17 protein-coding genes are annotated in these 21,652 nt (G+C 40.3%); 8 read left to right on the top strand and 9 right to left on the bottom strand.

Annotated elements, in window-relative coordinates; all coding sequences use genetic code 11:
- Positions 1–276: 276 nt before the first annotated feature.
- Entirely contained in the window at positions 277–1,620 is a 1,344-nt protein-coding gene (locus tag AC2JBO_RS16405) for an AAA-like domain-containing protein (RefSeq protein WP_496954721.1), read from the top strand.
- Positions 1,621–1,672: 52 nt separating this feature from the next.
- On the opposite strand, the gene AC2JBO_RS16400 is transcribed toward AC2JBO_RS16405, so the two are convergent.
- Together AC2JBO_RS16400 and AC2JBO_RS16395 are read right to left on the bottom strand one after the other, a co-directional pair.
- Positions 1,673–5,197, bottom strand: coding sequence for a WD40 domain-containing protein (locus AC2JBO_RS16400; protein ID WP_496954720.1), 3,525 nt, complete (start codon positions 5,195–5,197; stop codon positions 1,673–1,675).
- Between the two features lie 313 nt (positions 5,198–5,510).
- Positions 5,511–6,098 carry a flavodoxin family protein gene (locus AC2JBO_RS16395; protein ID WP_496954719.1) on the bottom strand — a complete coding sequence of 196 codons (588 nt, stop codon included), beginning with the start codon at positions 6,096–6,098 and terminating at the stop codon, positions 5,511–5,513.
- Positions 6,099–6,310: 212 nt separating this feature from the next.
- Between AC2JBO_RS16395 and AC2JBO_RS16390 the strand changes: the two genes are divergently transcribed.
- Positions 6,311–7,462, top strand: coding sequence for an IscS subfamily cysteine desulfurase (locus AC2JBO_RS16390; RefSeq protein WP_496954718.1), 1,152 nt, complete (start codon positions 6,311–6,313; stop codon positions 7,460–7,462).
- 54 nt (positions 7,463–7,516) lie between these two features.
- On the opposite strand, the gene AC2JBO_RS16385 is transcribed toward AC2JBO_RS16390, so the two are convergent.
- The gene (locus tag AC2JBO_RS16385) at positions 7,517–8,764 is read right to left on the bottom strand and encodes a TetR family transcriptional regulator (RefSeq protein WP_496954717.1); all 1,248 of its coding nucleotides are present in this window, start codon (positions 8,762–8,764) and stop codon (positions 7,517–7,519) included.
- A 207-nt stretch (positions 8,765–8,971) separates the two neighbouring features.
- On the opposite strand from AC2JBO_RS16385, the gene AC2JBO_RS16380 reads away from it, so the two are divergent.
- Positions 8,972–9,814 carry an acyl-CoA desaturase gene (locus AC2JBO_RS16380; protein ID WP_496954716.1) on the top strand — a complete coding sequence of 281 codons (843 nt, stop codon included), beginning with the start codon at positions 8,972–8,974 and terminating at the stop codon, positions 9,812–9,814.
- A gap of 92 nt (positions 9,815–9,906) precedes the next feature.
- Here AC2JBO_RS16380 and AC2JBO_RS16375 read toward each other — a convergent pair whose 3' ends face one another.
- A complete protein-coding gene (locus AC2JBO_RS16375) occupies positions 9,907–10,893 on the bottom strand; it encodes a Uma2 family endonuclease (protein WP_496954715.1) in 987 nt (328 codons plus the stop codon).
- Between the two features lie 614 nt (positions 10,894–11,507).
- Between AC2JBO_RS16375 and AC2JBO_RS16370 the strand changes: the two genes are divergently transcribed.
- The 3 genes from AC2JBO_RS16370 to AC2JBO_RS16360 all read left to right on the top strand — a co-directional run bounded on the left by AC2JBO_RS16370 (position 11,508) and on the right by AC2JBO_RS16360 (position 13,981).
- On the top strand, positions 11,508–12,419 hold the full coding sequence (locus AC2JBO_RS16370) for a ribonuclease D (RefSeq protein ID WP_496954714.1): 912 nt from the start codon (positions 11,508–11,510) through the stop codon (positions 12,417–12,419).
- 249 nt (positions 12,420–12,668) lie between these two features.
- Positions 12,669–13,511, top strand: a complete 843-nt coding sequence (locus AC2JBO_RS16365) for a tetratricopeptide repeat protein (protein WP_496954713.1) — start codon at positions 12,669–12,671, stop codon at positions 13,509–13,511.
- Between the two features lie 251 nt (positions 13,512–13,762).
- Positions 13,763–13,981 (top strand): hypothetical protein, encoded by a 219-nt coding sequence (locus tag AC2JBO_RS16360; RefSeq protein WP_496954712.1) that lies wholly within the window; start codon positions 13,763–13,765, stop codon positions 13,979–13,981.
- A gap of 582 nt (positions 13,982–14,563) precedes the next feature.
- Here the strand turns inward: AC2JBO_RS16360 and ptsP are convergent.
- The 3 genes from ptsP to dhaK form a co-directional block, all read right to left on the bottom strand.
- Positions 14,564–17,098: a phosphoenolpyruvate--protein phosphotransferase gene (ptsP, locus tag AC2JBO_RS16355; RefSeq protein ID WP_496954711.1), complete on the bottom strand. Its 2,535-nt coding sequence runs from the start codon at positions 17,096–17,098 to the stop codon at positions 14,564–14,566.
- A 92-nt stretch (positions 17,099–17,190) separates the two neighbouring features.
- Positions 17,191–17,811 carry a dihydroxyacetone kinase subunit DhaL gene (dhaL, locus tag AC2JBO_RS16350; RefSeq protein WP_496954710.1) on the bottom strand — a complete coding sequence of 207 codons (621 nt, stop codon included), beginning with the start codon at positions 17,809–17,811 and terminating at the stop codon, positions 17,191–17,193.
- 31 nt (positions 17,812–17,842) lie between these two features.
- On the bottom strand, positions 17,843–18,916 hold the full coding sequence (gene dhaK / locus AC2JBO_RS16345) for a dihydroxyacetone kinase subunit DhaK (RefSeq protein ID WP_496954709.1): 1,074 nt from the start codon (positions 18,914–18,916) through the stop codon (positions 17,843–17,845).
- A 172-nt stretch (positions 18,917–19,088) separates the two neighbouring features.
- Here dhaK and AC2JBO_RS16340 point away from each other — a divergent pair, with 172 nt between their 5' ends.
- The gene (locus tag AC2JBO_RS16340) at positions 19,089–19,772 is read left to right on the top strand and encodes a hypothetical protein (RefSeq protein WP_496954708.1); all 684 of its coding nucleotides are present in this window, start codon (positions 19,089–19,091) and stop codon (positions 19,770–19,772) included.
- Positions 19,769–20,503 carry a hypothetical protein gene (locus AC2JBO_RS16335; protein WP_496954707.1) on the top strand — a complete coding sequence of 245 codons (735 nt, stop codon included), beginning with the start codon at positions 19,769–19,771 and terminating at the stop codon, positions 20,501–20,503. The genes AC2JBO_RS16340 and AC2JBO_RS16335 overlap by 4 nt, the downstream gene beginning before the upstream one ends.
- Before the next feature lie 166 nt (positions 20,504–20,669).
- Here the strand turns inward: AC2JBO_RS16335 and AC2JBO_RS16330 are convergent, their stop codons facing one another.
- Together AC2JBO_RS16330 and AC2JBO_RS16325 are read right to left on the bottom strand one after the other, a co-directional pair.
- Positions 20,670–20,870 (bottom strand): hypothetical protein, encoded by a 201-nt coding sequence (locus AC2JBO_RS16330; RefSeq protein ID WP_496954706.1) that lies wholly within the window; start codon positions 20,868–20,870, stop codon positions 20,670–20,672.
- A 28-nt stretch (positions 20,871–20,898) separates the two neighbouring features.
- On the bottom strand, positions 20,899–21,228 hold the full coding sequence (locus AC2JBO_RS16325; protein ID WP_496954705.1) for a XisI protein: 330 nt from the start codon (positions 21,226–21,228) through the stop codon (positions 20,899–20,901).
- Positions 21,229–21,652 lie beyond the last annotated feature (424 nt).

Raw genomic sequence — 21,652 nt, 5'->3', positions numbered from 1 at the left:
GAGACCGAAATCGCCCTACAGAAAGACATCAATATGCTTCAACAGCAATATTCACATCACTTTGAGTGTCATGTGGTCAAGTGGTCACTTAAGCAACTGGCACAAGTAGCAAAAAGTATGGTTAGGTATGAAGCATGAAGTTATATCGCTAACATTGATGTTTTCTTGTCCTAACATTCTACGCTCATACTAGTATTCATTTTACTTATGTTAACGATAGATAATTATCTACAACTTCTATAAAACAACGTGCTTTACCTGAACCCTGACTCAAAAATGAATGTAGAAGCAGCGCTAATTAATACTGATAAATTAATTTATACCAAAACTGGCAAACACTTAACTACGCTGCAAACCACTATTTTTCGTGGTGCTTGGCTGGGACAAAAATATGAAGAAATTGCTCAAAGCTGCTACTGTTCTGATATTCATATCAAAATGGTTGGTGCTGAATTGTGGGAATTAGTCTCAATAGTATTAAAAGAACGAGTTACCAAAAAGACATTTCGTGCTGCCCTCGAACGTAACAAAATGCTCTTAACTAGTGATGCGCTCGAACTCCCATCACCCTCGATTCCAATACTGCAAGATTTAGAGTTACCAGATGGACAAGTCAAGCTAGGCTCAAAATTTTATATTTATCGTCCACCGATTGAATCATTTTGTTTCCAAAACATTTTGCAACCCGGTTGCCTAATCCGTATCAAAGCACCACGTCAGATGGGTAAAACTTCATTGATGACAAGAATTCTTCATTATGCTCAATCTCAGGGATGTAACACTGTATGTTTAAATTTTCAGCTTGGTGATCGCAAGATTTGGAAAGATACGGATCAATTTCTCCGCTGGTTTTGCGTCAACGTAGGTCGAGAATTACAATTACCGAATAAGTTAGCGGACTATTGGGACGATTTGTTTGGCAGTAAAATGAGTTGTCGTGACTACTTTAATAATTATCTTCTTGCCCAGAGTGAAAAACCATTGGTGCTGGCACTGGATGAAGCCGATTCTTTGTTCCAATATCCAGAAATTGCGGATGATTTTTTTGCCTTCGTGCGAAGCTGGTACGAGGAAGCGAAAAATCTGCCAGTAGTTGCAAAAATGCGACTTGTACTGGTTCATTCTATCGAAGCCTATACGGCGCTACAGATTCATCAATCGCCGCTTAATTTCGGTTTGCCTGTTGAATTGCAAGAGTTTCAACCAGAGCAGGTATTAGATTTAGCTTATCGTCATGGACTGCAATGGCATCCAGTTGAGGTCGAAAAGTTAATGGCAATGGTTGGTGGACATCCCTATTTACTAAGGGTGGCATTATATCGTATAGCTAACCAAGACATAACCCTTAAACAGCTATTGCAATCAGCAACCACAGAAACCGGATTATACAGTAATCATCTGCGTAGACATTTAAGACAATTGGAACAGCAACCTCAACTTGTTGATGCCTTGAGGACGGTGGTAGAAGCAACGAGTCCTATACGGTTATATTCGATGGAAGTGTTTAAGCTGTATAGCATGGGACTCGTGCGTTTGAACGGCAATGAAGTGGCGCCCCGATGTGAGTTGTATCGACAATATTTTCGTGAGCGTTTAGTGCGTGGCATTAGTTGGGAATGATATTAATGATATTAAGGAATGTGGGTGCCGTTTGAAAGTGACTAAAAAGTGGTTACGGAGAATTTTGGCAAAGATAATCGCTTTCTTTCCTATCTGCATTTGTACGTAAATAGTCCTTCACCAAATGACACCCGAATGTCATTATCTTATCTACATCTATCACCCGGTTTAAATCCCAAATAATCACTGTTTTATCCCAACTTGCGGATGCAAGCAACTGCCCATTCGCGCTAAAACTTATACCACTAATAGTATTAGTATGAGCATTGAGTGTAGCTAGATTGGTGCCGTCTGTGTGCCAAATTTTAATTGTAGTGTCGCGACTAGCTGAAGCAATAAGCTGACCATCTGGACTAAAAGCAAGGGCAGTCACATCTGCACGATGCCCTGTAAGTGTACGCAGCAGTTTGCCATCTAAAGTCCAAAGTTTAATAGTGTTGTCTTGATAAGCAGCAGCTAGCAATTTACCATCAGGGCTAAAGGTAACATCATTTACATTTGCTTGTACATTTGCTTGTTCAGAACCGATGGTGCGTAGGAGACTACCATCCCGTCGCCAAAATTTAATTGTGCCGTCCCAACTGCCAGTTGCTAAAATATGACCGTTGGGGCTAAATGCGACGGTAACGACTTCCTTTTGATGACCTATGAGAGTGGAAAGTAAGATACCATTGGGGCGCCAAAGTTTTACAGTCTTGTCAAAACTAGCCGAGGCTAGAATTTGACCATCCGGACTGAAGGCTAAATCAAATATCCCGGCTTGATGCCCTTTTTTGGCCTCCTCTTTCCCTGGCAGAGTTGCTATTACCTTACCATCTGGTTGCCAAAGTTTGATAATGCCATTATCTTCTGTGGCTGAAGCAATTAGCTTGCCGTTGGGGCTGAAAATAACAGGAACCGTAGTACTATAATGCCCTTTAAAGGTTTTTACTAGCTGCCCTTGAGGTTTCCATAGCTTGACTGTCTTATCAGCACTTGTGGAAGCTAGAAGTTGACCATCTGGGCTAAAGGTCACTTTTACTGCCCAATCACTATGTCCTACTAGGTGAGTAAGTAATTGACTCTCTAGCTGCCAAAACTTAATAGTCGCATCGCTGTTAGTGGAGGCTAACCATTTTCCATCGGGACTAAAAGCAACTTCAAATACCCTACCGCCATAATCATCTAGAGTCTTCAGCAATGTTCCATCTCGCTGCCAAATTTGAATGCTTCGATCCGAACTAGTAGAGGCAATTCTTTGGCTATCTGGGCTAAAGGCAATATGCCAAATTTCATCGCTATGCCCCCGATAGGTATAGATGAGTTTACCATCCCGCCTCCAAAGTTTGACGGTATTATCTTTGCTACCGGAAGCAATTAGCTGACCATCAGGACTAAAGGCGATAGTATGAATGCGATCCCGATGTCCCCTTAGCGTTTTCAGCAACTTTCCATCTAATGACCATAGTTTAACAGTTTTGTCTGCGTCCCCAGTTGCAAGTTGCTGACCATCGGGGCTAAACGCAACCGCCCAAACCGGGCTATTTAATTCCAATGTGCTTACCAAATGACCATCTAATCTCCAAATTTTAGCCTGACCCTGCCAGCTACCAGTCGCAAGAAACTGTCCGTTCTTACTCAAAGCAATTTTCCAGATGCTTTGGTGTGCTTGTATGGTGCGAATTAGGTGCCCATCTCGTTGCCACAGTTTTAAAGTTTTATCTTTACTGCAAGAGACGATAGTTTGACCGTCTGGGCTAAATACAACAGATGTAACCCAATCACGATGTCCTCTGAGGGTATGTAGCAATTTACCCTTAGCCGTCCAAAGTTTGACTGTACCATCTTGACTAGCAGAGGCAAGCCGAAGCCCATCTGGACTTATAGCCACACTGTAAACACTAGCTTGATGTCCTGACAAGCGGTTGTACTCAACTATACCGTAGGCTGCCTGCCGGAGAGCAGATTCAACGGCAGCAACCGTATCAGCATCCTTACTTCCCAAAGCCAACAGTCGTTGTCTTGCCTCAATTGCTGCCACTAAAGCATCTAACCCATGATGTGAGGCAAACAAAGCTTCTGAGGCACGGGAAATTGCTTTAATTTCACTTAGTTTGGCAACCCGATATTGCCAAAACGCCGTTAATCCCAATCCCGATATTACGAGCGAAGCTAAACTAAGAATAGCCAACAAGTACCGTTGCAATTTGGCTGTCTGTTTCTCCTGAATTAATCGTGCAGTTACTTCTTCTGCCCGTGCTAACTCCAAAGCTTGCTGGATTTGCCGCTGTGCTAATTTTTCGCTAGCAGCTAGAAATTGATAGTCTTGGTCAATTAAACTTTTATCTTGCGCCCATATCTGTGCATCGTGCAAAGCTTGCCCGCGTAACAACCGCGACTCATCAACACAGTTGGTATTTAACCACGCATTCAAGGATTCAGTATATGGACGACGTTTTACTAATTGGCGCCCTACCCACTCTAAGTCAAAAATGGCGGCGTAGATTTTGTTGCGAACGGTTAGGCAGCCATCCACTTTAACTACCAGCCCTGACAGCAACAATTCGATTTGTTCATGACTGTTATCAATGAGGACTTTTGAAGATGGGGAAATAACAGGTGTTAAATCTGGGCGTTCCCCATTCCCTAAAATTTGCTGATAAAGTCCTAATAGTCGCCCAGCCCGTTGTTCGTTTCTCAGCAAGCGTGTCGATATAGTTCGCAAGTGTTCTGGTTCATCATAGATTTCCCATTGATAAACGATCCGCGATCTCACTAACTCCTCCACCCATAAAGCTTCGTTACCCGCGCTCAAGCTATCATGTTTAGCGTTGAGTGCTAATTGACACAACTTCTGGGTTAAAAACGGCTGTCCTGCCGTCCAGTCTAAAATTTGCTGTAGCAGGGCTTCCGGTTGAGGTACTTGACCTTTTAACCCTCGCAGCAAAGGTAGAGCTTCCTGAAACTTGAACCCCTTTAATTGGATGGCATGTCCTATATTAAAAGGCGTGCGACTTTTATCGCTAATTAACAGACCAGGCGTAGCAACACCAAACAAGCCAAAGGTTAAACGATTGTAAATAGCCTGTTCTGCCCGTTTGTTGTAGCAGGTGCGGAGCAGGGCAAAAAAATCATCAACAGAAAATTTTAACCCTAGTACACTGTCAATTTCATCAATAAAAATAACAATATTTTGCGTAATTTCTGTTAATAAAACTTCTTCGAGGAAGTCGCTTAACCGCTTCACCAAAGAAAGATGTGAGCGCTCCTGCCACCAAGAGCGTACATTCAGACTTAGCTCAAAATTGTTAGCTAAAATTTTAATAATTGATGCATACCATTGTTCTGGTGTCAACTGTTGACTACCAATGCTAGTCATATCAATTACAGCAGTATGAATCCCCTCACGTTGCAAACGACGCATCGTCCTTACACGCAAGCTAGATTTCCCCATCTGTCGAGCATCCAGAACATAACAAAACTGTTTCTGACATAAGACAGTATATAACTCGTCATCTGCTTGTCGATAAACATAACTAGGAGCATCCGGAGGGAGACTACCGCCTACCTGATACTTGTAGAATGGATGGGTTTGCATAATAGCAATATAAATCAGGGTTAATTTCAAAAAATATCCATCATATTGTGATTTAGTAAAGCCAAATTTCTTATCCAACAATCATTTCTGAGATGAAGCAACATATAGTTTTTTTTACATTGTTAAAAATTATACGTAAACTTTACACTACAACCTTCACTATACCATTAAAGAGAAACATAATATACTCGTGGTTAATTAATCATGCGGTGCCGCAAGCAGTTGTTAATATTGCTGGAACAGATTTTAGTACGTGAAAGCACAATTAGCTTGCGTTTGATTTTTTGTTTGTAATGGCTTTCACGCACCCTACCTATTTAAAGCGCTGCACCATTTCAGCCACGCGCGTCCCAAGTTTGTGTGCTGTTAACCTATCACCTGGGTCGAGTTCAGCAGGTTTACCACTCATATCTAATACGCTTTGTCCCATTACTCCTAAATATGAACCTAAGCGGTTAATACCGTCATCTTTGCCTAAAAGGAAACTAGATAATTCACCAGGATTAATCCATGTCATACTGTGTTGTGCAGCATTAATTGTCATGTACAATAAAGTGCCTTGTTTGTCACCACTTGGCGAACTAGAATGTGTAAAACCAGCAGCGAGTTTATCTTTCCAACCTTGTTGAAACCAAATAGAACTTGCCGCATCAACAAAAGCTTTAAATTGTGCTGCTACACCTCCCATATAAGTTGGTGAACCAAATATAATAGCATCGGCGCCATTTAACTTAGCCAACGTCGCATCATCTTTCCAGCGACCTTCTTGTATTTGTGTACCTGTAATTCGTAGTAACTCAACAGTTGTTCCATCAACTTGACTGGCACCTTCAGCAACAGCTTCAGCCATCAAATGTGTATGACCACTACCTGAAAAATAAATAATAGCGACGGTTCCCATACAATCCTCTTAACATTTTCTAGAGATAGCCGAAACCGATAATAAAAGCAAATACTGTCAAAGTAAAGTAGTTACCAAAAAGTAAGTATACATAACTCTCTTCCCTCTTCCTTCTTCCTTTGCGTCCTTTTTGTCCTTTGCGGTTCGTTACATAGATGTATCAATCGAAGCGATAATATAGAAATACCATAATCGCATTATAAAAACCTAAAATGTACCGCCCTATCTACCTAGACAACCATGCCACAACACCAGTTGACAAACGTGTAGTAGAAGCCATGATACCCTACTTCACCGAACACTTCGGCAACCCATCCAGCATCAACCATCAATATGGTTGGGAAGCAGAAGCAGCAGTAAAACAAACGCGCGATATTTTAGCCAAAACAATAAACACATCACCAGAAGAAATCATCTTTACAAGCGGCGCCACCGAAGCAAACAACTTAGCAATAAAAGGAGTAGCCGAAGCTTACTTCCAAAAAGGGCAACATATTATAACAGTTGCCACAGAACACAACGCAGTACTAGACCCATGTAAATATTTAGAAACACTTGGATTTGAAATTACCATATTACCAGTTCAAAAAGACGGACTAATTAACTTAGACGAACTAGAAAAAGCCACACGTCCCGACACAATATTAGTCTCAATAATGGCAGCAAATAATGAAATAGGAGTCATCCAGCCATTAGCAGAAATAGGTAAAATATGCCGCGCACAGGATATTATCTTCCATACCGACGCAGCCCAAGCAATTGGTAAAATACCCCTTGACGTACAAACTTCCAAAATTGACTTAATGTCATTAACCGCACACAAAGTCTACGGTCCCAAAGGAATCGGCGCCTTATATGTCCGGCGCCGCAACCCGCGCGTTAAACTAGCAGCACAGCAACACGGTGGTGGACACGAACGGGGAATGCGTAGTGGTACTTTATATACACCACAAATAGTAGGATTTGGGAAAGCCATAGAAATAGCTAATCGTGAACAAGAACAAGAAAATAGGCGCCTCACCCAATTACGCAACCAACTATGGGAACCATTCTCAAAACTAGAAGGAATTCATTTAAACGGACATCCTACTCAACGACTAGCAGGTAATCTCAACATAAGCATTGAAGGAGTCGATGGCGCCGCCTTACTTTTAGGACTGCAATCTATAATGGCAGTATCTTCCGGTTCAGCATGTTCATCAACAACAACGGCGCCTTCTCATGTTCTCACGGCATTGGGACACTCAGAAAAGTTGGCTTATGCGTCAATAAGATTTGGAATAGGAAGATTTAATACCGCAGAAGAAATTGATACGGTAGCGCAGCAAGTAATTTCAACGGTGCAAAGCTTGCAACGGATATAACGGATGTAACGGATAGTTTATGGCAGCATCCGTTACATCTGTTGCATCTGTTGCCTATTTTTGATCTAGACGAGTAGCTTGTTCTATGGCAGCTTTTTCTTTTGCCCTTCGCGCGAGTGGTTGTAATTGTGTGATGGTACAACCTGTTAAAATACTCAAGTTTTCTAAACTCATACCCCGCATGAGCATTTCAATGCGCCAAGTTTGCTGCGCTTGATTAATTAAAGGCGCCCCTTCAGGTGTTAAAATCGCGCTAGTCCATTTTTCCCAACGTTGTTGTATATCTGACTGTGATATAGGCGCCCCGGTTTCATTTAAAAATATTGCAGTTCCATTGTCTTTACGACTCTTCAGCCATTTAGTTAAAGGATTATTATTGTAGGAACCATAGCGTTTACTCATTATCCATTGATTAATAGGTACTTGACGGGTAGATTCTTGAGTTGTGATTTGGAGTATGTGCGCGCTCGTATCATAAATTTCATGCACGCGTTGCAAGCTGACTATTTCATCAACAGATAAACCTGCTGCAAATAGTACATATGCCAAAGCATAATCCTGTAATCCTGTTTTTTTAGCTTGCTGTAAAATTTGGTGAACTACATTCGCTGGTAGGTCTGTAACTTCTCTACCCTGAGAAAGAGAATTCGAGTTAGTCTTGACAATACTCATCTCAACACTATTTACAGAAGTAGTTGATGTAGACATGGCGCCATTTAGAAATAGGTTTACCGCATTATCTATAAATGTGTCTCGCTCCCAAAGTTCACTTTGCTCAGTTGTGATAGTAAATTTTGTAACGGCATATCCCAAAATAACTACATTGAGTAAACAAGCAATAGTTTGGGGTGATAAATTAGTACTTAAATTTTCTTGCTCGATTACACTAGCTAAATACTGTCCCATAGTTTGATTCACGTGCGCTAACCCTCGTCCCAACGCGCGACGATTTTCGATAGGGTACTGACTTGCCTCCCCCACCAACGACCGTATCAACTCTGGCACACGCTCCAATGCAAGTAACACTTTATTTACATATTCTCTAAGAACTTGGTAAGTATCCTCAGAAGGACTTGTGGACAGTACAAGCGATTCTCCCAAACTTTTAAAGGCGCCGGATTCCTCAATTAACGCCAAAACTAGCCCGTGCTTATTCCCAAACTGCCGAAAAAGCGTCACCTCATTGACTTCCGCTAACTCAGCTATTTGCCGAGTCGTAGTATTCGTTACTCCTTGAGTAACAAACAATTCAAGTGCTGCTTGCACAATCCGCCGACGGGTAGAACTAGTTTGAGACACCATAAACTATCGCATTATAGATAAATTTGCTCGTACTAAGCACTTTAGTGCTTCTCCTAGAAATATTCCTCAAAATATGCAAGTACCACTTGCAAAAATTCCAAAGCATTGTTAGGATAAAAATGTAAGTAGCACTTGCACATCTCCACTGTAGCCTAAAGCGCAAAACTTCGAGAGTAAATTGCTACATAACCTACCAAAAAAAATTTTATGACAACATCATCTCCCACCGTCCTACAGGATAGAAAATCCGCCACGCCAAGTATTACATACGTACTATTCTTCGCAGCATTTCACGGACTAGCATTACTAGCTCCCTGGTTCTTCTCCTGGCCAGCACTATTTACAGCAATATTTCTACACTGGTTGTTTGGCAGTATTGGTATTTGTTTGGGATATCACCGACTATTAACGCATCGAAGCTTTCAAGTACCCAAATGGTTAGAATATATAATTGCGACCATCGGCGCCTTAGCACTACAAGGAGGGCCAATGTTCTGGGTAAGCGGTCACCGTCTGCACCATGCCCATACAGAAGACATTGAAAAAGACCCATATTCTGCGAAAAAAGGATTTTGGTGGAGTCACATGATGTGGCTATTCTACCCACGTCCAGAATTTTTTAGCCGTGAAATTTATACTAAAGCGGCGCCTGACTTAGCACGTCAACCTTTCTATCAATGGCTTGACCGTAATTTCTTGTTATTACAAATTCCCTTAACATTAGCACTATATTTAATCGGTGGTTGGTCTTTCGTAATTTACGGAGTGTTTGTAAGAGCCGTAGTATTATGGCACTCGACTTGGTTTGTAAACTCAGCAACACACACTTGGGGATATCGCACTTTTGATGATGCCGACGATAACGCGCGTAACTTATGGTGGGTATCAGTATTAACCTACGGTGAAGGATGGCACAACAACCACCACGCTTATCCAAACGTTGCGAAAGCAGGGTTTCGTTGGTGGGAAATTGATGTCACCTGGTGGAGCATTAAAGCCTTAAAGAGTTTAGGTCTAGCCAAAAAGGTTGTAATGCCCCCACAATTGTAAAAAATCTACCTTTAATATTTAAACCGTAGAGACGTTACATGTAACGTCTCTACAAATGCAATATAAACCCAACTGAAATATGAAATAGCCAACTAGCGGTTACTCATTTGTTGCACCTCTTCTACAGATAGTGATAGAGTCTGGGCAACTTGTTCAATGCTCAATCCCATTTGTAACAACTGAGATACTGCGTTTAACCTTGCTTGCCGTTCAGCCTCAGCGCGTTGTCGTTCAGCCTCAGCGCGTTGTTGTTCATCATCCGCGCGTTGTTGTTCAGCATCCGCGCGTTGTCGTTCAGCCTCAGCACGTTGTTGTTCAGCATCCGCGCGTTGTCGTTCAGCCTCAGCACGTTGTTGTTCAGCATCCGCACGTTGTTGTTCAGCATCCGCACGTTGTTGTTCAGCATCCGCACGTTGCTTTTCGGCTTCCTCTGGTAACAACACCAAATTTCCAGCCTCGTCGTAAAACCTTAGCCAAACTGCATTATCATCTTCAATCTTTCCTTGCCAGGTTCCTAACCAAAGCTTCAAACTCTCGCACCATACCCACCCCTGTGGGTTTTCTTCGATTGGTTGATAGCCTTTGTAACTATCCAGGCGCCATCCTTGTAGTGAGTTAACTTTAAAAGGATGGAAGACAAAATAGTCTTTGGTTTTAAATACTTTTTCGTACAAGTCTTTTTTGGTTTCAAGGTCTAGAACTTCTGTTGTGTCAGAAAGTAACTCGACAATCATATCTGGATAACGTCCGTTCTCCTCCCAAACTACCCAACCTAAACGCGCTGGGTCTGGTGGCACATCCAACACTACAAAAAAGTCAGGGCCTTTAAAGTCCTTGTTCTTGACTTGTTGACTGCTATAGTAAATAAACATGTTGCCGCCAACAAAAAAGTTATTTCGTCCTGCAAAGTGATGCCGAAAAGAACGAATTAATGCATTCATTGCAACACGGTGGCGAGTAGTTTCCAATGGCTCTCCATCATCAAATATTAAATCGGTAGGTGGCATTGGGGGTTGCCACTCGGAATCTAAATCATTTACTAAGTCTTGAGTTACTTCAGCAACTTGTTGAGGTGTCATAAAATCTCACTCCGGGTAACGGCGCCACCCATTTAATATTTTGGAAACTTATGTACTATTATATTATCTATGAACTCAACTGGATAAGATAATCTGGAGGCGCCTGTTTGATTGGGTAGCTTGGTTAAGCAAACAAGCGATATAAAGTATTCCCTAATGCAGCACCTGGGCATAATTTTAGATTACTCAGCAATTCGGATACTTCTACAGAATAAGTTAGTACTAAAATACTTTAAAGAACTTTTTTACTAAAGAACATTTGTGACAGAAATTTTAGTGTCACTTGAGTCAACTCAAATTAGTACAGGTAATGCTTCCTAAAAACTGACAACTATTATCTCTGTGCCCTCTGCGCCTCTATGGTAAATATATATACTCCCAACATTAATGGTAGAGACGCGATTAATCGCGTCTCTACAAGGTTTTAATATTTATCCAACCTGCCAAATTTATTAAAAATTAGGTGGGCTTTTTGCTATAACATCTAGCATTCTTTGCAAAGTTACAAAGCAGTTAGGATTATTTGTAAGCGCGTGCTAATAGTGGCAAGATTATAATTCACATTGGCGCTACTATAATTTATCCAACTAAAGACATAACTTGTCCCTTAACCAATGCCATACATAAACTCTTTACCTGAAATCCGTAAATTTATTGCAGAATGCGCTCAAGCAGAAATTCTGTGGTTAGATACTGAAGTTGCTGATTTTAGAACCAAGACTCCTAAATTATCACTAATTCAGGTTCTCGATGACCCTGAAGATATGAGTGGTGAGAGGGTATTTCTTTTGGACGTACTCGAACAACCTGATGCTGTAGCAGATTTTATTAGTCGCATTATGATAAATCCTGCGATTGAAAAAGTATTTCACAATGCGAGCTATGACCTAAAGTATCTTGGTGGTAGCAAAAACGCAAAGAATGTTACCTGCACTTTAGAAATGGCAAAAAAGATTCCCTATCATATATTGCCATTACGGGATTATAAATTGCAAACTTTGGCAAGCGAACTTTGTAATTTTGACGACATTGACAAAGAGCAGCAAACAAGTGACTGGGGAATACGGCCTTTAAGCGACGAACAAATTGAGTATGCTTATCTAGATTGTATTTATCTTGCTCAGATTCACCAAGCATTATTAGAATTAAATGAAGAAATAAGTCCCAATCCACTAACGGATGACATTGTATCTTTAACTGCAAGATACAAGCAAATAGAAGACCAATATAAGGTTTTGCATTCAGAATATGAGCATTTGCAAGAGCGTATCAAAAAAGCAATGCAAGCGCAAAATGTATCTGAAACCTCAGAGTTTAAGTTGAGCAACTACGAACGTACTACGGTAAAAGTTGCTTTTGGTGAACTTGTCAAGCTAGTGGAGCAAGGTATAGATATAAATTTTCCTGTAACTCTTACAAAAGAGATACAAAAAGATTTAGGTAAAAACCTTGAACAACTAAACGTTGATATTGAGAAATCAGCAACTTTACGGCTAACTCCTCAAAAACGTGAAGATGATTTTTGATTTGTTTAACAATGTATTTACTTCAATGTCAAATTAAACACTTACAACTTCAAAAAAGATTGTTTAAATATTTATAGTATATTTATTTAAATTCAAGCCGAATAATACTAAAATTCGATAATGTCTCTAAGGTGAATATCAATATCGAGGATATTAAGCATTTATACTCTGTATTCTTAGCCTTCTTTATTAGGTGGGTTGGGGGAAATCAACTACTCAGGATAATCTACTCATTCTTTATACCGAAATATGAACTTGTGGTTGTTTAAGCGAAAGTCATCAAGGGCAGGCAAAACAGGTATTGTAGTTATCCTGACAGGATTAATTGCCACTACAATCGCTTCTTGTAGCCAAAATAATGATGTGTTAGTAACAGAAATTGGGGTTGCTTCACCAAAAAAAGCACCCCTCAAACCAACTAAAGCTGCTGACTTCTTTGCACAAGGACAACAGCGACAAAGTAGAGGTGATTTACGTGGCGCCATAGCTGCTTATAATCAAGCTATTAAACTCAATCCCAAATCCGGAACCGCATATAATAGTCGTGGTTTAGCTAAGTTTGACTCAGGTGATAAAGAAGGCGCCATAGCAGATTATAATCAAGCGCTGCAAATTAACCCTAATGATGCTCAAGCTTATAACTACCGGGGTAATGTTCGTGCTGCTCAAGGTGATAATAACGCTGCCATCTCAGATTACAACGAAGCGATTCGGATTAGTGTCAATTATGCGGATGCTTATAACAATCGAGGAAACGCGCGTGCGGCATTAGGCGATAGAAACAGCGCCATTGCTGACTACAATAAAGCTTTAGAACTTAACCCTCAGTATTCAGTAGCTTTTAACAATCGTGGAAATGCTCGTGCCGCCCAAGGTGATAGAAACGGCGCCATTGCTGACTACGATGAAGCAATTCGTATCAATCCAAATTTTGCTGCTGCGTATAACAATAGAGGCAACGCACGTGCAGCATTAGGAGATAAACAAGGCGCCATTGCCGATTTAGAGCGTGCGGCAGATTTATTTAAACAGCAAGGTCAAGAGCAATTATCTCAGCAAATTACTAATACTTTAAATCAACTTAGAAAGTAGTTTTTTGCTATTATCACTATATTTATAAACCTGGCGTACATAATTGTAGTCGGGTTTATTTTTATATACTTTCTTTATTTTTAAACTGAAAAATCGTATTTGTAAATACACACATATATAGACAAGATAGATAATATTGTATGAACATAACTGATTAGTTCTCTACTCTAGTTTTTAAGTTCATCAGCGGTATTTAAATATTATTTTAATTGAATCAAAATTTGCATTAAACATATATTAAGGAGTTTGCCATGCAAGGACGTATGTGCTGGTTATCAAAAGATGGTGAAGAGACCGAAAAGATATTGCACTTGCAAACCGAAACAAGTCAAGGATGGCGCCCATATACAACGTTTCCACAATTTGCGGCACCTGACCATCCTTTACCAGGAAGTTCAAAAGGTTTGGCAACTTTCCAAAAACTATTAAAAGCAGGTTGGACTGTAGTCCCTAGTAATAGTGCTGAGTAGAAAGTGCTGAGTACTGAGTGTTGAGTGCTGAGTGTTGAGTGCTGAGTGCTGAGTGTTGAGTGTTGAGTGCTGAGTATAGAAGTAGTAGCGTCAGGCACCTTACTTACGAGACGCGGAGTTAAATTATGTTTGCTTAGGGACTTCCAAAAATTTAATTCTCCCGGAATGTGGGGTGGGCATCCTTAACCGCCTTCTTTAAATGAACGGGCAGGATGCCCTTTCCACAAGAAAATTTGGAGGTTTTTTAATTTGGAAGTCCCTTAATGATGTTTGAGTCGCTCGGCAATCCATATTTTTCTTATTGATTGTCTGGTGACACCTATTTGTGTAGCTTCCCGGTCTAGCGCTTCAATTACCTATATGGGAAAATCGATATTTACTTGTTGCTCATGACCAGGACGACGAATTGTATTAATGTCTAAACAAGATATTATATCCTCACCTGAATTGAATTTTTTATCAAATTCTTCAGCCTTCATATATTTTTATGTCTACTCATTTCTTGTTTATCTTAATGTTTATTATGTTGGGTAACACTGCTACAAAATACTCAGCACTCAGCACTCAGCACTTTTTACTCTTTTAGGAATATTTAAATGTTCTGAGTAGTTCGCGAACTTTTGCTGCTGATTCTTGTTTTAGTGCTTCGGAGGCTATGGTTTCTGCTTCAATAAAGCTTAATTGGGTAATTGCTTTTTTACAGCGAGGAATGGCTTGAGGATTTAAGCTTACATCATCTAGTCCTAGTCCTATTAATATAGGTGTGGCTATTGGGTCTGAACCAAGCTCACCACATAAGCTTACGGCAATTCCGGCTTTATGTGCTGCTTTTACTGCTTGTTGTACCATTCTTAGTACTGCTGGATGAAGTGCGTCGGCTAAACTTGCTACTTGCGGGTTGGTACGGTCGCAGGCCATAACATATTGACTTAGGTCGTTAGTACCAATGCTGAAAAAATCTACTTGAGGCGCCAGTTGGTCAGCTATTGCTACTGCTGATGGTACTTCTATCATTATTCCGACTTTGATTTTATCGTTAAAAGGAATTTCCTTTCGTAGCATTTCGTTTTGCACTTCTATTAAAATGGCTTTTGCGGCTTTTAATTCTCCAATGGTGGCAATCATTGGAAACATAACTTTTATATTACCTTCAGCACTCGCGCGCAATATTGCGCGTAATTGAGTTTTGAATAATTCTGTTCTATCTAAACAAAATCTTATTCCCCGCCATCCGAGAAATGGGTTGTTTTCTGATGGTAAGTTTAAATATGGTACTGGTTTATCACCTCCAATGTCGAAGGTGCGAATTATTAGAGGACGTGTTTCTAATACTTGGGTGATACCTTGATAAACTCTTAACTGTTCTTCTTCGCTAGGTGGTGTTTTACGGTCGAGATATAAAAATTCGGTACGCAATAACCCAACACCTTCTGCTCCCATGCTTATTGCAACTTGAGCATCTGCCACTCCTCCTATATTGGCATATACAACTATCCGGCGCCCATCCGTAGTTATGGCATTTTTATGAGCGTTGCGAAATGCTCTTTGTTCTGAATTTTGCCATGCGGAGCGTTGCGCTTCTATAGCTCTAATAATATCTACACTCGGTTCTACCCATACGTTTCCTGTACCACCGTTAAGCGCGATATTTGTACCATCTGCAACTCTTAATATACCTTCGGGAACACCTACAACTGCTGGAATTCCTAAACTGCGGGCAATAATAGCTGTGTGCGATGTAGCACTGCCTGCTGTCGTACAAATACCTAATACTTTGCTTGTATCTAACTGAGCAGTATCTGAAGGTGTTAGGTCAGTGGCAATTAAAATGGATGGTCGGGTTAAGTTGAGGTGTGCTGCTGCGGTTCCAAGTAATAACCTTAATACCCGTTGTCCTACATCAATAACATCAGCCGCGCGTGAGCGTAAGTAAGAGTCGTAATGAGTACGATATTGATTAGTAAGTTCTTCAACTACAGCTTGCCATGATGAGGCAGCGTTAATACGTCGGACATATATATAATGTTGCAGCGCTTCTAAAATAACTGGGTCGTTTAAAAATAATAAGTGCGCGTCGAATATTGCTGCTTCTGTATCACCTATTTGGGTTGAGGTCTGGGATAGTAGTACTTCAATTTCCTGTGCTGCATCACGAAGGGCTTTTTGTAAAAATTCCCATTCCCCATCTGGGTTGTCTATATAATATTGCTGTGATTGAACGTTTGGAAGTTGATGGCGAACTAAAGGCGCCATTGCATAACGTAAACTAGGAGCGATAGCAACACCTGGTGATGCGGGAATACCTCGAAGCGTTGGCGCCGCTGTTGATATAAATGTTTCATCAGGGGTCGCGTGAATTTGTGACTCATGGAGTGGAGCATCACCCTCACCAAAGTTATTTTCTACCAAAGCTTGTAAAGCAGCTACTGCCGCATCAGCATCGGCGCCTGTAGCAGAAATTGCTAGTTCATGTCCATGCCGTACCCCTAGCATTGCTACTTGGTTAATACTATCCGCGCGCACGTAACCAGTATTTTTAGTTAAATTTTTAACTTTGATTTGCGCTTCAAAACGCGAAGATGTAGCAACGAATTGGGCGGCAGGGCGAGCATGTAGCCCCATACGGTTACTGACTGCTATGTGTATCTCTTTGGTGTATTCTTTGGAAAATGTTTCTAAGGGTTCTTCAATATGCTGTGGCTGTACATTTATACCTAACTGTGAAGCTTTAGCTGCTAAGGCACCACGCGCTTCAGCAAGAACTTGTTCAATGCTACCACCAGCAGCAGCACAAACAACAGCAGCAACGGCGCCTTCAACGAGTGGAGCTTCACAAAGACGGATGTTATTGCGTTGCTCTGGTAATAAAAACTCTAGCGCCATTTCCGCACTCATCAGCGCGCTACCCATATCCATTAGAACAACAACACCAGCATCGCTGTAAACAGTTTCGATGGCTTGATGCACTTGCATGACATCAGTACCAAGTGGGTTTTCAGCATCGTCTACTCCACCAGCAACTGCCAGGGGAACTTGACCTTGAACCATCTGTGCTGCTAGTTCCTGCACACCAAGAGCTAGTTGCTTGCTGTGAGAAACAATGACAATTCCAACCACTGTTTGCCGTTTACTCCTGTTCTTCGTAATAAGCACTTTAGTGCTTGGATAAGATAAGGACTGAAGTCCTTACAACGAGTATTCTTTTATTCTTACAAACTATCGCAAAGACACTTCAACATTAAGAAACATGAAGCGGCGCCTGGGTCTTGATGTCCAACACTACGCTCACCCAAATAACTAGCACGACCTTTTTTAGCTTGCAGCATTGAAGTCTCTTGAAGCGCTTGTTCTGCTCTATCTATTGCTTGCTGCATTGCCACGCGCATTAGTTTACCTTCATTTACAGCTTTTTCATATGTTGTTACTGCTGGATAAAGTATATCAAGCATTGTTTTATCACCTAGCTGAGTTTTACCACGCTCCATCACTCCATCTAAACCAGCTTTGAGTAGGTCTAACATATCACGCTCGTCAAGTTCATCCTTGTCAGCAACCGCAGCCGATGCACGCAGAAAGAATGTACCATACAATGGACCACTGGCGCCTCCAATACTAGAAATTAGAGTCATACTCACTGCTTTTAAGATACTGCCAATATCTCTAGATGAGTAAGTAGGCAGTTGAACAAGTAGCTTTTTAAAGCCACGTTCCATATTGATACCGTGGTCAGCATCACCAATAGCAGCATCTAATTCAGTCAAATATTCTTTATTTTGTTCAATTTTGGTCGCAAATCGCTGCAACCACCGCAAAACTTGTTCAGTATTCATTCGACCTTCTGGTTATAATTATCTATTTTGATTAAACCCCCCAACAAAAACTCGGAGTTTTTACAGGAGCATCCCACAACTTAATCATCTCATCATCTAATTTAAGTAAAGTTATTGAGCAACCTTGCATCTCTAAAGAGGTAATATAGGGACCAATCAAGCTGCGAACGATATGTAAATCCCTACCATCACAAATTTGAACTAACTTTCTATAGATAATATAAAGTTCTGAAATAGGGGTTCCACCCATACTATTAATAAAAGCTAAAAATTTATCGCCTTTTTTAAAAGGTGGGCTAATCAATTCCACGTCAACCCATTTACCGTTGTCCACATCCCACTCGCGAACAGTCCGCTTATACGCTCCATCATCGAGAATCGACAAAGCTAACATCGATGCTATCTCATTCGCTGGTAATATATCTATACGCTTTCTACCAGGTTCACCGTGAATACCAATACCTACCTCCATTTCCGAGGCACCTAAATTAAAAGTTGGAGACATCCGCACAGGAACAGTACACGAAGACAACGCTATCCCCATACTGCGTCCATTCAAACTAACTCGGCGACACAAATCAGCAACTTGCTGTAAATTATACCCTTGCTGTGCCGCTGCACCACAAATCTTCTCAGCTAGTATTGTAGTTCCAACACCTCGGCGCCCTTGAGTAAACAAGCTATCTTTAACAGCGACATCATCATCAATCAGAATATTAAGCACGCGCATACCTTCAGAGTAAGCTATCTCAGTAGCCATCTCGAAGTTCATCACATCACCGCTATAATTTTTAACTATATATATAATACCGACACCGCCATCAACTTGTTTTGCAGCTTCCAACATTTGGTCAGGAGTAGGGGACGTAAAAACCTCACCAGGACACGCAGCATCAAGCATACCCATACCTACATATCCCCCATGCATCGGTTCATGACCACTACCCCCACCAGAAATAATAGCCACCTTACCCTGTACTGGTGCATCCGCGCGGTACACATACGTCGGGTCAAAATTAACTTTTATTAAATCCTCATGGGCAATTGCCATTCCCTCTAGACTCTCGCGTACAAAGTCTTCAGGCTTATTAATCAGCTTCTTCATATGCTGCGACTCCTGACTAGGGGCGCCAATACCCCTTCATTGTCAGATTACCATGTTGCAGGAGACTGAATCAGAAATTCTAACAACGTAATCGTTTTTAATCGCTGTAACAGGTTAATATTTTCTCCATTAGACAAAAATGAATACAAGCAGGCACAATCTACAATAACCAATGACAGGGCGACCTATAATCAAACATCCCATAGACCCTCCTCGTGATAACAATGAAGCAATCAACTTTGAGACTTGGGAGGAACGCCTTAGAGAAAAAGGAGTTCGAGGATTACCAGATAGCGAGTTGGTCAAAAAAATTAATCAGGCACGCACAGGAAACTATGATATTCAAGCAGAGCTAAGACTCGCAGAGCGATATGCTGATACAGGTTATGAAGTCGAAATAGTTCGCCCTACGTCAGAAACACCAGTAGGTGAGGTGCCAGTAATTGATGAACCTCTTAGTCCTGATTTGCGTGTTCGATTTCCGGGGCAAGCTGAAACTGCTAGAGTAGATGTAAAATTCCGTGAACCAGGAAAACCGATTACAAAAAGTAGCCTTAATAAGCAGATAGATAAGGCTAATAATCAGATTAAGCAGTCTAAGGAAGGAAATGGAGACATTATTTTTGATGGCTCGATGGCTTGTTCAGGTGGTTTACACCAGGCAGAAGTCGAAAGATATCTTAATGGTAAAATGAAAGGTAACCGTTTCGCTAGCGATGCTCAATTAAGGAATATTGATTACTTGGAGATAATTTACCCAGAAACGATAAGTGATAAAACCATTTTAAAAAGAAGCTTCTTGGTGCGTACAGCAGATGGAAATGTTAATAGTATTTTTAGTGAGATACTAAAATGAAAAATCAATTTAGAGATATTGTATACAAAACTGACATATTTGGATTTAAAGAAGAAACTGGTTCTTGGGATATCGAATTAGGCGTACCTGATTACCAATATATACCTTTTTTAAATAATTATGTTTATGAGCTAATTCAAGTATTTTTATCGGCATTTGAGAAGTTATGTATACCAATAGAGATTCGTTATAATACTATAAGTTTTGAATTGAATGGCAAAGTTGAAAAAGTACAAGAAGGAGAAGTTTTACTTATTCAAGGGAAAAGTTGTACACAGATTTTGCAAGAACTAAAATTGTCTTTAAGCAATCCAGAAACGTATTTATTTACCACAATTTTTATTGACTGCGACTTACATGTATCTATAGAAGAACCAAAAAATACAATAAACGGAAACATATCAAAATCTTTTCGTATACCAAAAGCAGTTACGTTTTATTTTGGCTTGGTAATGGAACCATCAGAAGAAGATGAAGAAGTGTTAATACCAACAGACAGTAGCATTAGCTTTGAAACTTCAACAGATATTTGGGTAGAGAGGACATTAGACCAGCTAAGTTTACATTGGCAAGATAATCACTTCTATGCAGCAAAAACTCAACCATTGTTAGAAGAAGCATTACGTAAATGGGAAACATTAGTTGGAAAACCAATTTGTGATTGGAACTCTTGCTATTACAATGACCAAATTTTTAGATACGGTTTTAAATCTTCTAATCAACATTCTTAAGTGCAAACCATTTTCAACTTATAACTTTTTTTGCATTCACCAGTCATGTAATAATTTTTTATCACTTTATCTGTTTAATATACAATTGTAAATTTAACAGGTGCCTATTTACTAAGTTATTTTAAATTGTTGGTGCATTAATAAAGCCGCAGCACGTACATATGGGTTAAAGAGCTTCTTCTTGCCATTCTTTTTTCAGTTCTTGTCCCCAGTTAACGTGATAATCGATACTATATAAAACCTCCCACGCATTTTGATACTCTTTTTTGTAATCAGAACGCTTTTCATAGTATGATTCAGATGCTTCATCAAATAAGTTAAATAAGTTATTTAATTGTTTTAAAGAAGTTTTAGGATTTATTAGCATCGATAAAGCTATTTTTTTATCAGCTTGTTTAGATACATTTTGTAAACTTTCGCATATAGGGAGGATGAAATCCCAATACAATATCCTCCCTACTTACTCCTTGCTCAACAAAATCTGCGGCAATATCGTCTTCGGTTCCATTCCACTGGAGCCAAATTTTACCATCCTTGATATCAACGTGTAAAATACAACTGTGAAGCCAATTTTCACCATCCCAACCAACGTAAACTACTTGATAATGGTCACGCTCTGTATCAAAAATAGTTTGTACTTCAACATCACCGTAAGCGTATTTATGCTTACCATGCTCAAGTAACGTTTTTTGTATAATTTGACGGTATTGTGCTAGTTTTTCCATTCAACGATTACCTCCTGTTTAACACCATTTAACAGGCGCCGATTTAGCTTATATGTTAATAATTCTTTCTTTGTGTCCTTTGTGTCTTTGTGGTTCATTCCTCTTTCTTCGCCTTGCGTTATGCAGGGTCTTTTACTGTTCGTTCACCAACGTTCTTTTTGACACATCAATTAGGAATATTTTAGGTGCCTCAAAACAAATATTTACCACTCTTGTCTCTCCCTAGCTTTGCTACGATAAAAACCTTTAGAGAAGGAAATTCTCTCTGTGAACTCCGTGTCTCTGTGGTAAATAAAATTATATTTAATGCACAGGCGAGACGCCTATGCTACAACTTATAAAAAATTCTCCCCTCTCCTCCTAGGATACCAATGGCGAATCAGGGGTGGCACCCATCATTTAATAAAAACAGGCGTGTAGAGAC

Source organism: Calothrix sp. CBUCES-K 9914 (genome assembly GCF_059640475.1).
Note: the sequence above shows the minus strand (reverse complement) of the source record. Positions and strands in the feature narration are given on the sequence as shown.